Below are 15,859 nucleotides of genomic sequence, written 5' to 3' on the forward strand. Positions count from 1 at the left end.
CTTGTCCAGTTCAGGCGGCGATGGCCTGGGTTTCCATTTCCAGCGCGGCGTTGTCCGCCATCTCGATCAGGGCGCGCTTGTACTCGTTCGGGAACACTTTCACGAACTTGGCGCGGCCTTCGGCCCAGTTGTCAAGCAACAGGCGGGCACGGGTGCTGCCGGTGTGCTTGAAGTGGCGCTCGATCAGGCGCTTCAGGATGACCTCGTCGGCCTCCGGCTCGCCGTCGCGGTGCTGCGCATGCCAGGTGTTCTTGTCCAGCTTCTGCTCGGCGGCAGGCAGCACGGCTTCCAGGCTGACCATGGCAGGGTTGCACTTCTGCGCGAAATCGCCGTCCGGGTCGTACACGTAGGCGATGCCGCCCGACATGCCCGCCGCGAAGTTGCGGCCGGTGGCGCCCAGCACGACCACGGTACCGCCGGTCATGTATTCGCAGCCGTGGTCGCCCACGCCTTCGACGATCGCCGTGGCGCCCGAGTTGCGCACCGCGAAGCGTTCGCCGGCCACGCCGTTGAAGAAGGCTTCGCCGGCAATCGCGCCGTACAGCACGGTGTTGCCGATGATGATGTTGTTCACGGCCCAGCCGCGGAACTCGGTGTTCGGACGCACGATGATGCGGCCGCCCGACAAGCCCTTGCCGACGTAGTCGTTGCCCTCGCCCACCAGGTCCAGCGTGATGCCGTGCGCCAGGAAGGCGGCGGCGGACTGGCCGGCCGTGCCTTGCAGCTGGATGTGGATGGTGTCGTCCGGCAGGCCGGCGTGGCCGTAGCGCTTGGCCACTTCGCCCGACAGCATGGTGCCCACGGTGCGGTTCAGGTTCTTCACCGGCGAGATGAAGGACACGCGTTCGCCCTTCTCCAGCGCGGCCTTGGCTTGCGCGATCAGCTTGTGGTCCAGCGCCTTGTCCAGGCCGTGATCCTGGTCTTCCACGTGGCGGATGGCTTGCTCGCCCTGCACCTGCGGCTGGAAGAAGATGTTGCTGAAGTCCAGGCCCTGGGCTTTCCAGTGGGTGATGGCCTTGGACTTGTCCAGCAGGTCCACGCGGCCGATCAGCTCGTCGTAGGTGCGGATGCCCAGCTGGGCCATCAGCTGGCGCGCTTCTTCGGCCACGAAGAAGAAGTAGTTCACCACGTATTCCGGCTTGCCCTGGAACTTGGCGCGCAGCACGGGGTCCTGGGTGGCCACGCCCACCGGGCAGGTGTTCAGGTGGCATTTGCGCATCATGATGCAGCCTTCCACCACCAGCGGCGCGGTGGCGAAGCCGATCTCGTCGGCGCCCAGCATGGCGGCAATCACCACGTCGCGGCCGGTCCGCATCTGGCCGTCGGCCTGGACGCGGATGCGGCTGCGCAGGCCGTTCAGCACCAGCGTCTGCTGGGTTTCCGCCAGGCCCAGTTCCCACGGGGTGCCGGCATGCTTGACCGAGGACAGCGGCGAGGCGCCGGTGCCGCCGTCATGGCCGGCCACCACCACGTGGTCGGCCTTGGCCTTGGTGACGCCGGCAGCCACGGTGCCGATACCCACTTCGGACACCAGCTTGACCGAGATCGAGGCGCGCGGGTTGACGTTCTTCAGGTCGTGGATCAGCTGTGCCAGATCTTCGATCGAATAGATGTCGTGGTGCGGCGGCGGCGAAATCAGGCCCACGCCCGGCACCGAGAAGCGCAGCTGGGCGATGTATTCGGACACCTTGTGGCCCGGCAGCTGGCCGCCTTCGCCCGGCTTGGCGCCCTGCGCCATCTTGATCTGGATCTGGTCGGCCGAGTTCAGGTACTCGGCGGTGACGCCGAAGCGGCCCGACGCCACCTGCTTGATGCGCGAACGCATGGAGTCGCCCGCCTGCAGCGGAATGTCGACCACCACTTGCTCTTTGCCCACCACGGAGGCCATGGTGTCGCCCTGCTTGATCGGGATGCCCTTCAGCTCCATGCTGTAGCGGGCCGGATCTTCGCCGCCTTCGCCGGTGTTGGACTTGCCGCCGATGCGGTTCATGGCCACGGCCAGGGTGGCGTGCGCCTCGGTCGAGATCGAGCCGAGCGACATGGCGCCGGTGGCGAAGCGCTTGACGATGTCCTTGGCCGGCTCGACTTCGTCCAGCGGGATGGCCTTGGCCGGGTCGAGCTTGAACTCGAACAGGCCGCGCAGGGTCAGGTGGCGCTTGCTCTGGTCGTTGATGATCTGCGCGTACTCTTTATAGGTCGAGTAGTTGTTGGCGCGGGTCGAGTGCTGCAGCTTGGCGATCGCGTCCGGGGTCCACAGGTGGTCTTCGCCGCGCACGCGGAAGGCGTATTCGCCGCCCGCGTCCAGCGCCGATTTCAGCAGCGGGTCGTTGCCGAAGGCCAGGTTGTGCAGGCGCAGCGCTTCTTCCGCCACTTCGAACACGCCGATGCCTTCCACGTTGGAGGCGGTGCCCTTGAAGTACTTGTCCACCAGCGACTTGTTCAGGCCGATGGCTTCGAAGATCTGCGCGCCGCAGTAGGACATATAGGTCGAGATGCCCATCTTGGACATGACCTTCATCAGGCCCTTGCCGACGGCCTTGGTGTAGTTGTAGATGGCTTGCTCGCCGGAGAGCTCGCCCGACATTTCGTGGGCCAGCTCCATCAGCGTTTCCATCGCCAGGTAGGGGTGCACGGCTTCCGCGCCGTAGCCCGCCAGCAGGGCGAAGTGGTGGGTTTCGCGGGCCGAGCCGGTTTCCACCACCAGGCCGGTCGAGGCGCGCAGGCCTTTCGACACCAGGTGCTGGTGGATGGTGGAGGTGGCCAGCAGCGCCGGGATCGCCACGCGGTCCGGACCAATGGAACGGTCGGACACGATCAGGATGTTGTGGCCGGATTTCACCGCGTCCACGGCTTCCGCGCACAGCGAAGCCAGGCAGGCTTCCACGCCTTCCTTGCCCCAGGCCAGCGGGTAGCAGATGTTCAGCTCGTACGACTTGAACTTGCCGCCGGTGTGCAGCGAGATGCCGCGCAGGCGCGCCATGTCGTCGAAACCGAGCACCGGCTGCGACACTTCCAGGCGCATCGGCGGGTTGACGTTGTTGGTGTCCAGCAGGTTCGGTTTCGGCCCGATGAAGGACACCAGCGACATCACCATGGCTTCGCGGATCGGGTCGATCGGCGGGTTGGTCACTTGGGCGAACAGCTGCTTGAAGTAGTTGTACAGCGGCTTCAGCTTGTTGGACATGACGGCCAGCGGCGAGTCGTTGCCCATGGAGCCGGTGGCTTCTTCGCCGGCGGCGGCCATCGGCGCCATCAGGAAGCGCAGGTCTTCCTGGGTGTAGCCGAAGGCTTGCTGGCGGTCCAGCACGGACGCGACGGCTTTTTCGCCCGGCGCGGCGCTGTACTTGATGCGGTTGTGCGCCTGCTGGCTTTCGGACAGCTTGATCTCGTTGAGCTTGATGCGCACCGCGTTGATCCAGGCCTTGTAGGGCTTGGCGTTGGCGTAGGTGTCCTTCAGCTCCTTGTCGTCGATGATGCGGCCCGCTTCCAGGTCGATCAGGAACATCTTGCCCGGCTGCAGACGCCATTTCTGGATGATCTTCGATTCCGGAATCGGCAGCACGCCCGATTCGGAGGCCATCACCACCAGGTCGTCGTCGGTGATGATGTAGCGCGCAGGACGCAGGCCGTTCCGGTCCAGCGTGCCGCCGATGTAGCGGCCGTCGGTGAAGGCCATGGCGGCAGGGCCGTCCCATGGTTCCATCATGGCGGCGTGGTATTCGTAGAAGGCCTTGCGGTTGTCGTCCATCAGGGTGTGGTTTTCCCACGCCTCGGGGATCATCATCATCATGGCCTGCGCCAGCGGGTAGCCGGCCATCAGCAGCAGTTCCAGCGCGTTGTCGAAGCAGGCGGTGTCCGACTGGCCTTCATAGATCAGCGGGAACAGCTTTTGCAGGTCCTCGCCCAGCACGGCCGACTTCATCACGCCTTCGCGTGCGCGCATCCAGTTGAAGTTGCCCTTCACCGTGTTGATCTCGCCGTTGTGGGCGATCAGGCGGTAAGGGTGGGCCAGCGGCCACTCGGGGAAGGTATTGGTCGAGAAACGCTGGTGCACCAGCGCCAGCGCCGAGATGCAGCGCGGGTCTTGCAGGTCTTTATAGTAGACGCCAACCTGGTCGGCCAGCAGCAGGCCCTTGTACACCACGGTACGGGCCGACATGGACGGCACGAAGAATTCCTTGCCGTGCAGCAGTTTCAGCGCCTGGATGGCGTGGCCGGACGATTTGCGGATCACATACAGTTTGCGCTCCAGCGCGTCGGTGACCATGATGTCCGGGCCGCGGCCGATGAAGATCTGGCGGATGATCGGTTCTTTGGCGCGCACGGTGGGCGACATCGGCATGTCGTAGTCCACCGGCACATTGCGCCAGCCCAGCACGACCTGGCCCTCGATGCGCACGGCGCGCTCGATTTCCTGTTCGCAGGCGATGCGGGACGCGTTTTCCTTCGGCAGGAACACCATGCCCACGCCGTATTCGCCTGGCGGCGGCAGTTCCACACCCTGCTTGGCCATTTCGTCGCGGTAGTACTGGTCCGGGATCTGGATCAGGATGCCGGCGCCGTCGCCCATCAGCGCGTCCGCGCCGACTGCGCCCCGGTGGTCCAGGTTCTTCAGGATCAGCAGACCCTGCTCCACGATGGAATGGCTCTTGTTGCCCTTGATGTGGGCGACGAAACCGACGCCGCAGGCGTCATGTTCATTAGCTGGGTCGTACAAGCCTTGCGCAATCATGCGTTTCTCCACTGCTGATAACTATCGAAAAGTCAGAGTAGTGCAATGCACAAAAAAACTCAACAAGAATAATTAGGGTCGGAGTCGAATTAATTTTTTTCCTGTCGCTTTAAAAATTAATTAGGGACATAGTCAATCGGCGATCGCGGCAAGTGCCGGCTTCTTGAATGGACGGCCGCGCTTGGCCGGCAGCACCTGCCGTTTCACCCGGTTTTGCAGCTCGGTCTTGAAGCGTTCCGAGCCCAGCGGCCAGCCCTTGAGCACGGCCTGCTCCACGATGGCGATCTGCTCGGCCGGCAAGTCGCTGCCGGCCAGCTCCTGGTAGGCCGCTTCGCGCTGGAACGGCGTATTGCCCAGCGCCCAGTACAGCGCGTGGTCGGTGACCACCGGATCGGAGCGCAGGCCGGCGTGGTGCGCGTAGCTGGACCAGGCATACTGCGCCGGCTGGCCGGCCAGGCCGGTGCGCACCGGCAGGAACTCGATATAGCGGCTATTGCTCATCAGATATGACTCGGCATCGATCACCGAGGTTTTGTAGCGGCCCTGCCACAAGGTGCCGGCGCGGCCGTACTTCTGGTTGAAATAGGGCACGTAGTAGCGCCCTATCCACTGCATCATCAGGCCCAGGCCCTCCTCGTCGCTGGGCGTGACGAGAAAATGCAGTTCGCCGGGCGTGAGCGCATAGGCGTGCACGGCCACTTTCCAGTTCCTGGCGGCGCTGCGCAGCCAGCCGAGGAAGGCTGTGTAGTCGTCGGCATCGTGGAAGATGCCCTGGCCGTTCAGGCCGCGCTGGACCACGTGGTGGGGCTGGAAGGGAACAATCAGGCGGGGAAGACGGGCCATGGCAAGGAAGGGAAAGTGGCTGAAAGCGCCATGCTACCGTATCCAGAGCACTCTGTCCCCAATTATTTCCCGCGCCCCGGAAATCGGCTCGACTGCGTCCCCAATTAAGGCAAGGCCGCCAGCGTCCGCTGCCGGGACGGCTGGCCCGCCAGCTGGAACACGCTCACCGCATGGGCCAGCGCCTGGCTCTGCTCCTGCAGGGCGGCGGCCGCCGCTGCCGCCTCTTCCACCAGCGCCGCATTCTGCTGGGTGACCTGGTCCATCTGGGAGATGGCGCGGTTGATCTGCTCGATGCCGCTGGTCTGCTCCACGCTGGCGGTGGTGATCTCGCCGATGATGTCGCTCACGCGGCGCACATTGACCACGATTTCCTCCATGGTGCTGCCGGCCTGATCCACCAGCCTGGCGCCGGTGGACACTTTCTCCACCGAATCGCCGATCAGCACCTTGATCTCGCGCGCGGCCGCCGCGCTGCGCTGGGCCAGGTTGCGCACCTCACTGGCCACCACGGCGAAGCCGCGCCCCTGCTCGCCCGCGCGGGCCGCTTCCACCGCCGCGTTCAGGGCCAGGATATTGGTCTGGAAGGCAATGCCATCGATCACGCCGATGATGTCGACAATCTTGTGCGCAGAGGCATTGATCATGCCCATGGTGTCGACCACCTGGCTGACCACGGCGCCGCCGCGCTGCGCCACGTCCGACGCCGACAGCGCCAGCGTGTGGGCCTGGCGCGAATTGTCGCCGTTCTGCTTGACGGTGGCGGTCAGTTCTTCCATCGAGGAGGCGGTCTGCTGCAGCGAGCTGGCTTGCTGCTCGGTGCGCGAAGACAGGTTCAGGTTGCCGCTGGCGATTTCCCCCGAGGCGGTGGCGATGGTTTCGGTGCCGCCGCGCACCTGGCTGACGATGCGCACCAGGCTGGCGTTCATGTCCTTCAGCGCGTGCAGCAGCTGGCCCGTCTCGTCGCGGCTGTCGACCCGGATCTGGCTGCTCAAGTCCCCTGCCGCCACGGTCTGCGCCACGCGCACCGCCTGCGCCAGCGGCTGCGTGATGGAGCGCGTCAGCAGGTAGGCGAACCAGCTGCCCAGCAGCAGCACGCCGCAGGCCATGGCCAGCAGGAACTGGCGGCCGTCGCGGAACTGCTGCTGCACCTGGCCCGCCAGCACCCGGCCCACGCCGGCCTCGTGCTCGCCGATCTGCTCAACGGCGCGCTGATAGCCCGCGAATTGCGTTTCCAGCTTGCTGTCCACCATTTGCCGGGCGCCGTCGGCGTCGCCGCCCTTCTTCAGCGCGAACACCGCGTCGCGGGTGGCCGCATATTCCTTGCGCACCGCGCCCACGGCTTGCAGCAGGCGCTTTTCCTCGCTGCTGGCCAGCAGCGGTTCCAGCTGCTTCTGGATGGCGTTGACGCGCTCGCGCGTGGCAGCGGCCTTGTCTGCCTCGGCCCGCGACTCCACTTGCTCGGGATTGCGCGCGAAGGCCATCACGCGCACGCCGCTGATACTGATCAAGCCGTGCCACTCGGCGGTGAGGCGCTCCTTGAGCATGGCGCTGCCCACCATTTCCTCGCTCAGCTGCCCCACTGCCTGCAGACGCCAGACGCCGGCCGCCGCCATCATCAGCATCATCAGCATGACAACGCCAAACCCGCCGCCCAGCCGTACGCCGATACCCAGATCTCGCAATTTCACCATAGCAATCTCCCGCAATGACGCGCCGCAACCGCACCTGGACCACAGGCGGCGCCTGGAAGTCCATGGTAAGTCAGACCGTATCGCTGGAAACTATTGAAATGTCACGCCGCGCGCAGCGGCGCCATCTATTTCAGGAGAGGTTGAAGCTGGCGGACAGGCTGTAGCCTTCGCCATAGGCGCTGCGCAGGGGCAGGTCCTCGCCCAGGCCGCTGCGCGCCTTCTTGCGCAGGCGGTACACCAGCATGTCGACGCGGCGTCCGGCGTCCGGGTCGTCGCCGCCGATGCCGGCCACGATGACCTGGCGCGGCACGGGACGGGTGTTAATTGTCAGCAGATGCAGGAAGTTGCACTCTTTTTCGGTCAGGGTGATGGCCTGGCCCGACAGTTCCAGCAGGCGGGCGCTCACTTTCAGGGTCCACTTGTTGGGCAGCGGCACCGGCTCCTGCGGGCCCACGCGGCGGTCCAGCGCCTCGATGTGGGCAGCCAGTTCCGGAAACTTGATGGGTTTGGTCAGGTAGTGGTCGGCGCCCAGGCGCAGGCCCAGGATGCGGTTGTCGAACGCCACGCGGCCGGTCAGCACCAGCAGGCCGATGTGCGGATACAGCTGGCGCATGCGCGGAATGACGTTAAAGCCATCCTCGTCGGGCAGGCCCAGGTCGAGCACCACCACGCCAACGTTGCCTTGGCTGAGGGCCGACCACATTTCGCCGGCGTTGTTGGTGATGTGGACTTCGTGTTCAAGCTCAGTCAGGAACTCTGCCATTTCCTCGGCATAGTCCAGATTGTCTTCCACGATCAGTATTTGCGTCATTGATGCGCCAATCTCAAATTAGTTGCAAGCCGAAGCTTGCGTGCGAGAATTATCACGGTTGCAATCGCGCGGCGCAAGGTATTTCCCGGCTCAGGCCGGTACAGGCAGCCAAATCCGAAATTTCTTGCCGCTTTCAGCAAAATTCTCCACCGTCAGCGTGCCGCCGTGCACTTCCACCACCGCGCGCGCCATGTACAAGCCCAGGCCGGAACCCGGGATGCCGCCGGCCGCGCGGCCGCGAAAGCCCCTGTCGAACAGCTTACCCACTTCATCGGCAGGTATGCCAGCCCCCGGGTCCGATACCGACAACTCGATGCCGCCTTCTGTTGCTTTTTTGCCGACAAGCGTTATCTCGTCGCTATCATCTGTGTACTTAATGGCATTGTCCAGCAAAATGTCCAGGACGAGCCGCAGGCCGGCGGGATCGCAGCGCACCCACTGCGGCAGGCCCTCGGCCACCACGCGCACGGCGGCGCGCCGCGGCCGGGCCTGCTCGGCGGCATTGTCCAGCAGCGCCAGCGGCGACACTTCGTTGGGCTGGCGCCGTCGGCCGATGCTGGCCATGCGCTCGGGCGAGAGGTATTCGTCCAGCATGGCCAGCAGGCGGTCGACCGCGTTCTGGATCTTGGTGTAGCGCTTGCGGGTGGCTTCGTCGTGGTGGGCGCCGGTCATTTCCAGGCGCTGGATGGCGCCGTCGATGGTGGACAGCGGGGTGCGGAACTCGTGCGACAGCATGGAGGCGAACTTCTTCTGCTGCCGCTCCCACTCCTGGCGCTCGCTCACGTCGCGCACCGAGCCGGACAGCGCCACAGCGGTGCCGATCTCGTTCAGCACCAGGGTCGATTCGATTTCCACCGGGATCATGTGGCCGTCGGCATGCGGCACTTCCAGTTCGCGCCGCACCCGCAAGCGGCTGCGTTCGCCGGCCGCAAAGCGCTCCAGGCGCTGCGCCAGGCCGGCCACCAGCTGGTCGGACAGCGCCTGGGCCCGCTCCAGCGTGTAGCCGTAGCGGCGCCCTGCAGCCGGGCTCAGGTAGCGGATGCGGCCGCCGCCGCCCTCCAGCAAGTCGAGCAGGAAATGCACTTCGCTGCTGTTGTCGAGGATCTGCTTGTAGAGCGCATGGTTGAGGTCCGGGTCGTCCATGGCTAGTCCGCCAGCGGGGCAAAGATCTGCTGCAGGTCTTCCTGCGTCAGCGCCATCTTCTGCGATTCGCCCTCAGCCAGGATGGACTGCGCCAGGTCGGATTTTTTCTGCTGCAGGACCTGGATTTTTTCCTCCAGCGTGCCCTTGGCGATCAGCTTGTAGACGAACACCGGCTTGTCCTGCCCGATGCGCCAGGCGCGGTCGGTGGCCTGGTTCTCGGCCGCCGGGTTCCACCACGGGTCGTAGTGGATGACGGTGTCGGCCGCCGTCAGGTTCAGGCCGACGCCGCCCGCTTTCAGGCTGATCAGGAAAATCGGCACCGCGCCCTGCTGGAAGGCCGCCACTTGGGCGCTGCGGTCCTTGGTTTCGCCGGTCAGCAGCGCATAGGGGATGTCGCGCAGCTCCAGCTCTTCCTCGATCAGCTCGAGCATCGAGGTGAACTGCGAAAACACCAGGATCTTGCGGTCTTCTTCCAGCAAATCCTCCACCATCTGCATCAAATCGGTCAGCTTGGCCGAGCCGGCGGTCTGCTTCTTGGACGGCAGCGACTTCACCAGGCGCGGGTCGCAGCACACCTGGCGCAGCTTGAGCAGCGCTTCCAGGATCACGATCTGGCTGCGCGCCACGCCCTTGCGGTCGATTTCCTCGCGCACTTTCTGGTCCATGGCCAGGCGCACGGTTTCGTACAGGTCGCGCTGGGCGCCGGTCAGCTCCACCTTGCGCACCATTTCCGTCTTGGCCGGCAATTCCTTGGCCACGTTGTCCTTGGTCCGGCGCAGCAGGAAGGGCTTGATGCGGCGGTTCAGCAGGGCGCGGCGCTGCGGGTCGTCCTGGCGCTCGATCGGGTGGCGGAACTGGGCATTGAACGATTTTTCGTCGCCCAGCAGGCCCGGCAGCAGGAAGTGGAACTGCGACCACAGCTCGCCCAGGTGGTTTTCCAGCGGCGTGCCGGACAGGCACAGGCGGTGCCGGGCTTTCAGCAGGCCGGCGCTCTGGGCCGCCTTGGAGCGGGTGTTCTTGATGTAGTGCGATTCGTCCAGGATGACCATGTGGAATTCCTGCTCGCGCAGCTTTTCCTCGTCGCGCGGCAGCAGCGCGTAGGTGGTCAGCACCAGGTCGGATTCCTGGATCTGCTCGAACTGCTGCATGCGGTCCTTGCCTTGCAGCAGCAGCACGCGCAGGTCGGGCGCGAAATGCGCGGCCTCGTCCTGCCAGTTGCCCATCAGGCTGGTCGGCGCGATCACCAGCACCGGGTGCGTGAGGCGCCCGGCTTCCTTTTCCACCAGGATGTGGGCCAGGGTCTGCACCGTCTTGCCCAGGCCCATGTCGTCGGCCAGGATGCCGGCCAGGCCGTACTCGCGCAGGAACTGCATCCAGGCCAGGCCGTCGGCCTGGTAGTCGCGCAGGGTGGCGCGCAGGCCGGCCGGGGTGGCCACGCGCTTGACGGAGTTGAACTGGTTGAGCTTGCGGCCCATGTCGCGCAATTCCTCGCCCCCGGCCCACTCGAAATCGACGGTGCGGGCCAGCTCGTCCAGGCGGGCCGCGTCCAGCGTGGGCAGGTGCACGGCGTGCTTGATCTTGTCGTTGTAATACAGCTCGCCCAGCGTGGCCAGGATGGGCTTGACCCGGTTCCACGGCAGCGCCACGCGGGTGCCGTCGCCCAGGGTGGCCAGCATCTGGTCTTCCTCGGCGTGCGCGGCCAGCGCTTTCGGGCTGAAGTCCAGCGGCGCGTTGCGTATCATCTGCACCAGCACCGGCAGCAGCGGGATGCGCTCGCCTTCCACCGTGATCCCCAGCTCCAGGTCGAACCAGGCGTGGCCCCCGTCGGCCTCGTCGGGCTCGACTTCGGCGTACCAGCCGTCCACGGCCGTCACGTCATAGCGGTACTTGGCGGATTTTTCCACCTGCCAGCCGTGGGCGAGCAGCTCGTCCACGCCGTCGGCGGCAAAGCGCAGCCAGTCGGCCTGGCCGGCCAGCAGCAGGCCGCCGCGCACGCTCGACAGCGGCAGCGCGCCGGGCTTGCGGAAGCCGAGCGCAGCCAGGGTGGCCAGGGCGTCCGCCTCGGCCTGCTCGTCGCGCTGTATCACTTCAGTGACCTCGCCGCGCTGGCGCACCACGCGCTGCGACGGGTCGAAGGACACGCGCTCGCCGTCGTAATCGTAGGACAGCACGGCGAAGTCGTGCCAGCGCTGGGTGCTGCCGTCGGACAGCATGGCCGCGTCCAGCACCAGGATGGGGCGCGGCTTGACGTCCTGGCGGATGCGCTGCGGCAGCGGCTGCGGCAGCGGCATCAGCTGTTGCAGGCCGTGCGCCAGCAGCAGCTGCGACACGCGCAGCTTGTCGTTGCTGGTAAGCAGCGGGGCTTGCGCCACCAGGGCCTGCAGCTCGGCCAGCGGGATCTCGGCGCCGCCCTGGTTCAGGAACAGCTCGCCGCACGAGAGGTTGTCGATATACCACGGCGGCTCAGTGGGCAGCATGTAGTCGAGCTGGTCGGCGCCGTGGTGGCGCGCACCCTCGGGCGGCTCCACCGCCCAGCCCAGGCGCAAGCCCTTGCCTTCCTCGCGCCAAGCCAGGTTGGCCTGGCGCAGGGGGCCGAATTTCATCGGATACACCAGGCCGTTGCCCACGTCGGCCCAGGAATTGGCCCACAGCAGCTTATCCTGCTCGGCCAGCATCTTCAGCAGGGCCGCGCCGATCTTGCCGCGCGGCTCGGTGGCGGTGCCGGTCTGCGAGTTCGGGCCGCTGCGCATGGCCACAAAGAAACGGATCAAGTCTTCGTCGCCGGGCGCCAGGAAGGTGGGCGGGGCCGACAGCAGCGAAAACACTTCGCTCACCGGGGTGGCGGCGGCCACGTCGCCGTTGGGCCGCAGGCGCGCCTTGTACAGGCACAGCGCCACGTGGCGCCCGCCGCTGGTGGGCGCCAGCACATAGATCAGCTTGTATTGCGGCTGGGCCGCCTTGGGATCGGGCTCGGCCACCAGCAGCTTGGCTTTCGGGTGCGCAGCAGCGTCCACCCGCTGCAGCCACGTCGCGACGGCGTAGGGCAGTTGGGGGGCGGGGGCCGTCGCCGGGGCGGATGCCGGGGCCGGCGCAGTCGTTTCGCGGGTTTCGTCGCGGGTCAAATCCATAGTGCGCATTTGTTACTGATCGATGACGGTTTGAAGACGGTTCAAAAACTGCAACATGCAATATTATCCGGTTTAGCGTAACTCTTGTTTGTGTTTCTTCCAACATAGGGCGAAGCAAGTTGGCGCATCGCTGCGGTTTGAGTATGATTCCGCCCTGGTCACCACAGGAAATCCGCTCATGCTGCCTACCATCGAACAACGCCTTGCCATCGAACTGGCCGCCAAACCGGCCCAGGTGGCCGCCGCCGTCGCCCTGCTGGATGAAGGCGCCACCGTGCCCTTCATCGCGCGCTACCGCAAGGAAGCCACCGGCGGCCTGGACGATATCCAGCTGCGCCTGCTGGAAGAGCGCCTGCGCTATCTGCGCGAGCTGGAAGACCGCCGCGCCGCCATCGTGGCCTCGATCACCGAGCAGAACAAGATGACGCCGGCGCTGCTGGACGCGGTCCTGCACGCCGAGGACAAGACCCGCCTGGAAGACTTGTATCTTCCCTACAAGCAAAGGCGCCGCACCAAGGCCCAGATTGCCATTGAAGCGGGCCTGATGCCGCTGGCCGACGCCCTGCTGGCGAACCCGGAACTGACTCCTGAAACGGAAGCGACCGCCTATCTGCGCGAGGCGTTTACCACCCCCGACGGCAACAATCCGGGCGTGGCCGACACCAAGGCCGCGCTGGACGGCGCGCGCCAGATCCTGATGGAGCGCTTCGCCGAGGACGCCACCCTGCTGCAGTCGCTGCGCGAATACGTGACGGAGCACGGTATAGTTGAGTCCAAAGTGGTGGAAGGCAAGCAGGAGGAAGGCGAAAAGTTTGCCGATTATTTCGATTATTCGGAAACCATCGCCACCGTGCCCTCGCACCGCGCCCTGGCGCTGCTGCGCGGCCGCCGCGAAGGCATCCTGGACGTGACGCTGCGCCTGGACACCGAAGCCGAAAAACCGAAATGGGACGCGCCGCACAACCCGTGCGAAAGCCGCATCGCGGCCCGCTTCGGCATCAAGAGCGCCGGCCGCCCGGCAGACAAATGGCTGGCCGACACGGCGCGCTGGACCTGGCGCGTGAAAAGCTTCATGCACCTGGAAAGCGAACTGATGGGCGCGCTGCGCGAGCGCTCGGAGACGGACGCCATCAATGTCTTCGCTACCAACCTGAAAGCCCTGCTGCTGGCGGCCCCGGCCGGCCAGCGCGCCACCATGGGCCTGGACCCGGGCCTGCGCACCGGCGTGAAGGTGGCGGTGGTGGACGCCACCGGCAAGGTGGTGGAACACGCCACCATCTACCCGCACCAGCCGCGCAACGACTGGGACGGCGCCCTGCACACCCTGGGCAAGCTGGCCGCCAAGCACAATGTGTCCCTGATTTCCATCGGCAACGGCACCGCCTCGCGTGAAACCGACAAGCTGGCGCAGGACTTGATCAAGCGCCATCCGGAGCAGAAGCTGACCAAGATCGTGGTCTCGGAGGCGGGCGCTTCGGTGTACTCGGCCTCCGAATTCGCGTCGCGCGAACTGCCGGACCTGGACGTATCGATCCGCGGCGCCGTCTCGATCGCGCGCCGCCTGCAGGACCCGCTGGCCGAGCTGGTGAAAATCGACCCGAAATCGATCGGCGTGGGCCAGTACCAGCACGACGTGAGCCAGTCCCAGCTGGCACGCACCCTGGACGCGGTGGTGGAGGATTGCGTGAACGCGGTGGGGGTGGACGTCAACACTGCCTCGGCGCCGCTGCTGGCGCGCGTGTCCGGCCTGTCGGCCAGCGTGGCGCAAAGCATCGTCACCTACCGCGACAGCAAGGGCGCGTTCACCTCGCGCGCCGCGCTCAAGCAGGTGCCGCGCCTGGGCGACAAGACCTTCGAGCAGGCGGCCGGCTTCCTGCGCGTGATGGGCGGCGAGAACCCGCTGGACGCCTCGGCGGTGCACCCGGAATCCTACCCGCTGGTGGAGAAGATCCTGGGCGACATCAAGAAGGACATCAAGGGCGTGATCGGCGATAGCGGACTGATCAAGACGCTGAACCCGGCCAAGTACGCCGACGACAAGTTCGGCGTGCCGACCGTGACCGACATCCTGAAGGAGCTGGAAAAGCCCGGCCGCGACCCGCGTCCGGAGTTCACTACCGCCACCTTCAAGGAAGGCGTGGAAGAGATCTCGGACCTGCGCCCGGACATGATCCTAGAAGGCGTGGTGACCAATGTGGCCGCCTTCGGCGCCTTTGTCGACATCGGCGTGCACCAGGACGGCCTGGTGCACATCTCGGCGCTGTCGAACACGTTCGTGAAAGACCCGCACACGGTGGTCAAGGCCGGCCAGGTGGTGAAGGTCAAGGTGCTGGAAGTCGATCCCAAGCGCAAGCGCATCGCGCTGACCATGCGCCTGAGCGACAGCGCGCCGGCCGCCGGCAGCAAGCCCGAGCAGCGCGCCGACCGTAACGACCGCCGCGCCATGGGCCAGCAACAAAAGACCCAGACCCGCGAACCGGCCATGGGCGGCTCGATGGCGGCGGCCTTCGCCAAGCTGCGCGGCTAAGCCTGCCGTACCCCCGCCGGCGTTTTCTTATAAAATGTCGGCATCTATTCCATTTTCCCCCGAGGCAGCAATGAGCGACGTACAAACCTGGATCAAAGAAACCGTGACCAAAACCCCCGTGGTCCTGTTCATGAAGGGCACCGCGCAGTTCCCGCAGTGCGGCTTTTCCGGCCGCGCCATCCAGATCCTGAAAGCGTGCGGCGTGGAAAACATCGCCACCGTGAACGTTCTGGACGACCCTGAAGTCCGCCAGGGCATCAAGGAATACTCGAACTGGCCAACCATTCCCCAGCTCTACATCAAGGGCGAGTTCATCGGCGGTTCGGACATCATGAACGAGATGTTTGAGTCGGGCGAACTGAAGGCACTGCTGGATGCCTGACCGCCGGCAGCGGCTGGTCATCGCCATTACCGGCGCCACCGGCGCGGTGTATGGGGTGCGGCTGCTGCAGGTACTGAAGGAGCTGGCCGTGGAGACCCACCTGGTGGTCTCGGACGCGGCCGTGCTGACCCTGCACCAGGAAACCGGCTTGCAGCGCAAGGAAGTGGAAGCGCTGGCGGACGTGGTGCACAAGCAGAACAATATCGGCGCGGCCATCGCCAGCGGGTCGTTCCAGTCGGACGGGATGGTGATTGCGCCCTGCTCGATGAAGACGCTGGCGTCCGTGGCGCATGGCCTGTCGGACAATCTGGTTGCACGCGCGGCGGACGTGGTGCTCAAGGAGCGCCGCCGCCTGGTGCTGATGGTGCGCGAAACGCCGTTCAACCTGGCGCACTTGCGCAATATGACAGCCGTCACGGAAATGGGCGGCATTATCTTCCCGCCCCTGCCGAGCTTTTACCACCAGCCGCAAACCATCGCCGAGATGGTGGACCACACGGTGGCGCGGGTGATCGACCTGTTCGGCATTGCGCACCAGCTGGCGCCGCGCTGGGACGGCCTGAACCCGCCGCGCAGCTAAGCGCTCACCATCCCTGCCGTGA

At 65.7% G+C, this 15,859-nt stretch carries 9 protein-coding genes; 3 read left to right on the plus strand and 6 right to left on the minus strand.

Going from position 1 to position 15,859, the window contains the following annotated elements; all coding sequences use genetic code 11:
• Positions 1 to 10: 10 nt before the first annotated feature.
• The 6 genes from ASC94_RS21000 to ASC94_RS21025 form a co-directional block, all read right to left on the minus strand.
• Positions 11 to 4,732, minus strand: coding sequence for a glutamate synthase-related protein (locus ASC94_RS21000; RefSeq protein ID WP_056400042.1), 4,722 nt, complete (start codon positions 4,730 to 4,732; stop codon positions 11 to 13).
• A gap of 132 nt (positions 4,733 to 4,864) precedes the next feature.
• The gene (locus tag ASC94_RS21005) at positions 4,865 to 5,575 is read right to left on the minus strand and encodes a transposase (protein ID WP_056400046.1); all 711 of its coding nucleotides are present in this window, start codon (positions 5,573 to 5,575) and stop codon (positions 4,865 to 4,867) included.
• Between the two features lie 104 nt (positions 5,576 to 5,679).
• Positions 5,680 to 7,266, minus strand: a complete 1,587-nt coding sequence (locus ASC94_RS21010; protein WP_056400055.1) for a methyl-accepting chemotaxis protein — start codon at positions 7,264 to 7,266, stop codon at positions 5,680 to 5,682.
• A 130-nt stretch (positions 7,267 to 7,396) separates the two neighbouring features.
• Complete coding sequence (locus ASC94_RS21015; protein ID WP_056400058.1) at positions 7,397 to 8,077, minus strand: response regulator transcription factor; 681 nt, start codon at positions 8,075 to 8,077, stop codon at positions 7,397 to 7,399.
• A gap of 90 nt (positions 8,078 to 8,167) precedes the next feature.
• Entirely contained in the window at positions 8,168 to 9,220 is a 1,053-nt protein-coding gene (locus ASC94_RS21020; RefSeq protein ID WP_056400061.1) for a PAS domain-containing sensor histidine kinase, read from the minus strand.
• A 2-nt stretch (positions 9,221 to 9,222) separates the two neighbouring features.
• The gene (locus tag ASC94_RS21025) at positions 9,223 to 12,348 is read right to left on the minus strand and encodes a DEAD/DEAH box helicase (RefSeq protein ID WP_056400074.1); all 3,126 of its coding nucleotides are present in this window, start codon (positions 12,346 to 12,348) and stop codon (positions 9,223 to 9,225) included.
• Positions 12,349 to 12,526: 178 nt separating this feature from the next.
• Here ASC94_RS21025 and ASC94_RS21030 point away from each other — a divergent pair, with 178 nt between their 5' ends.
• From ASC94_RS21030 to ASC94_RS21040, 3 genes are all read left to right on the plus strand, one after another.
• Complete coding sequence (locus ASC94_RS21030; RefSeq protein ID WP_056400076.1) at positions 12,527 to 14,875, plus strand: Tex family protein; 2,349 nt, start codon at positions 12,527 to 12,529, stop codon at positions 14,873 to 14,875.
• Between the two features lie 70 nt (positions 14,876 to 14,945).
• Positions 14,946 to 15,257, plus strand: a complete 312-nt coding sequence (grxD, locus tag ASC94_RS21035) for a Grx4 family monothiol glutaredoxin (RefSeq protein ID WP_056400079.1) — start codon at positions 14,946 to 14,948, stop codon at positions 15,255 to 15,257.
• On the plus strand, positions 15,250 to 15,837 hold the full coding sequence (locus ASC94_RS21040) for a UbiX family flavin prenyltransferase (protein ID WP_056400084.1): 588 nt from the start codon (positions 15,250 to 15,252) through the stop codon (positions 15,835 to 15,837). The genes grxD and ASC94_RS21040 overlap by 8 nt, the downstream gene beginning before the upstream one ends.
• The last annotated feature ends 22 nt before the right edge of the window (positions 15,838 to 15,859 follow it).

The sequence above is a fragment of the Massilia sp. Root418 genome (genome assembly GCF_001425265.1).
Taxonomy (GTDB): Bacteria; Pseudomonadota; Gammaproteobacteria; order Burkholderiales; family Burkholderiaceae_D; genus Rugamonas.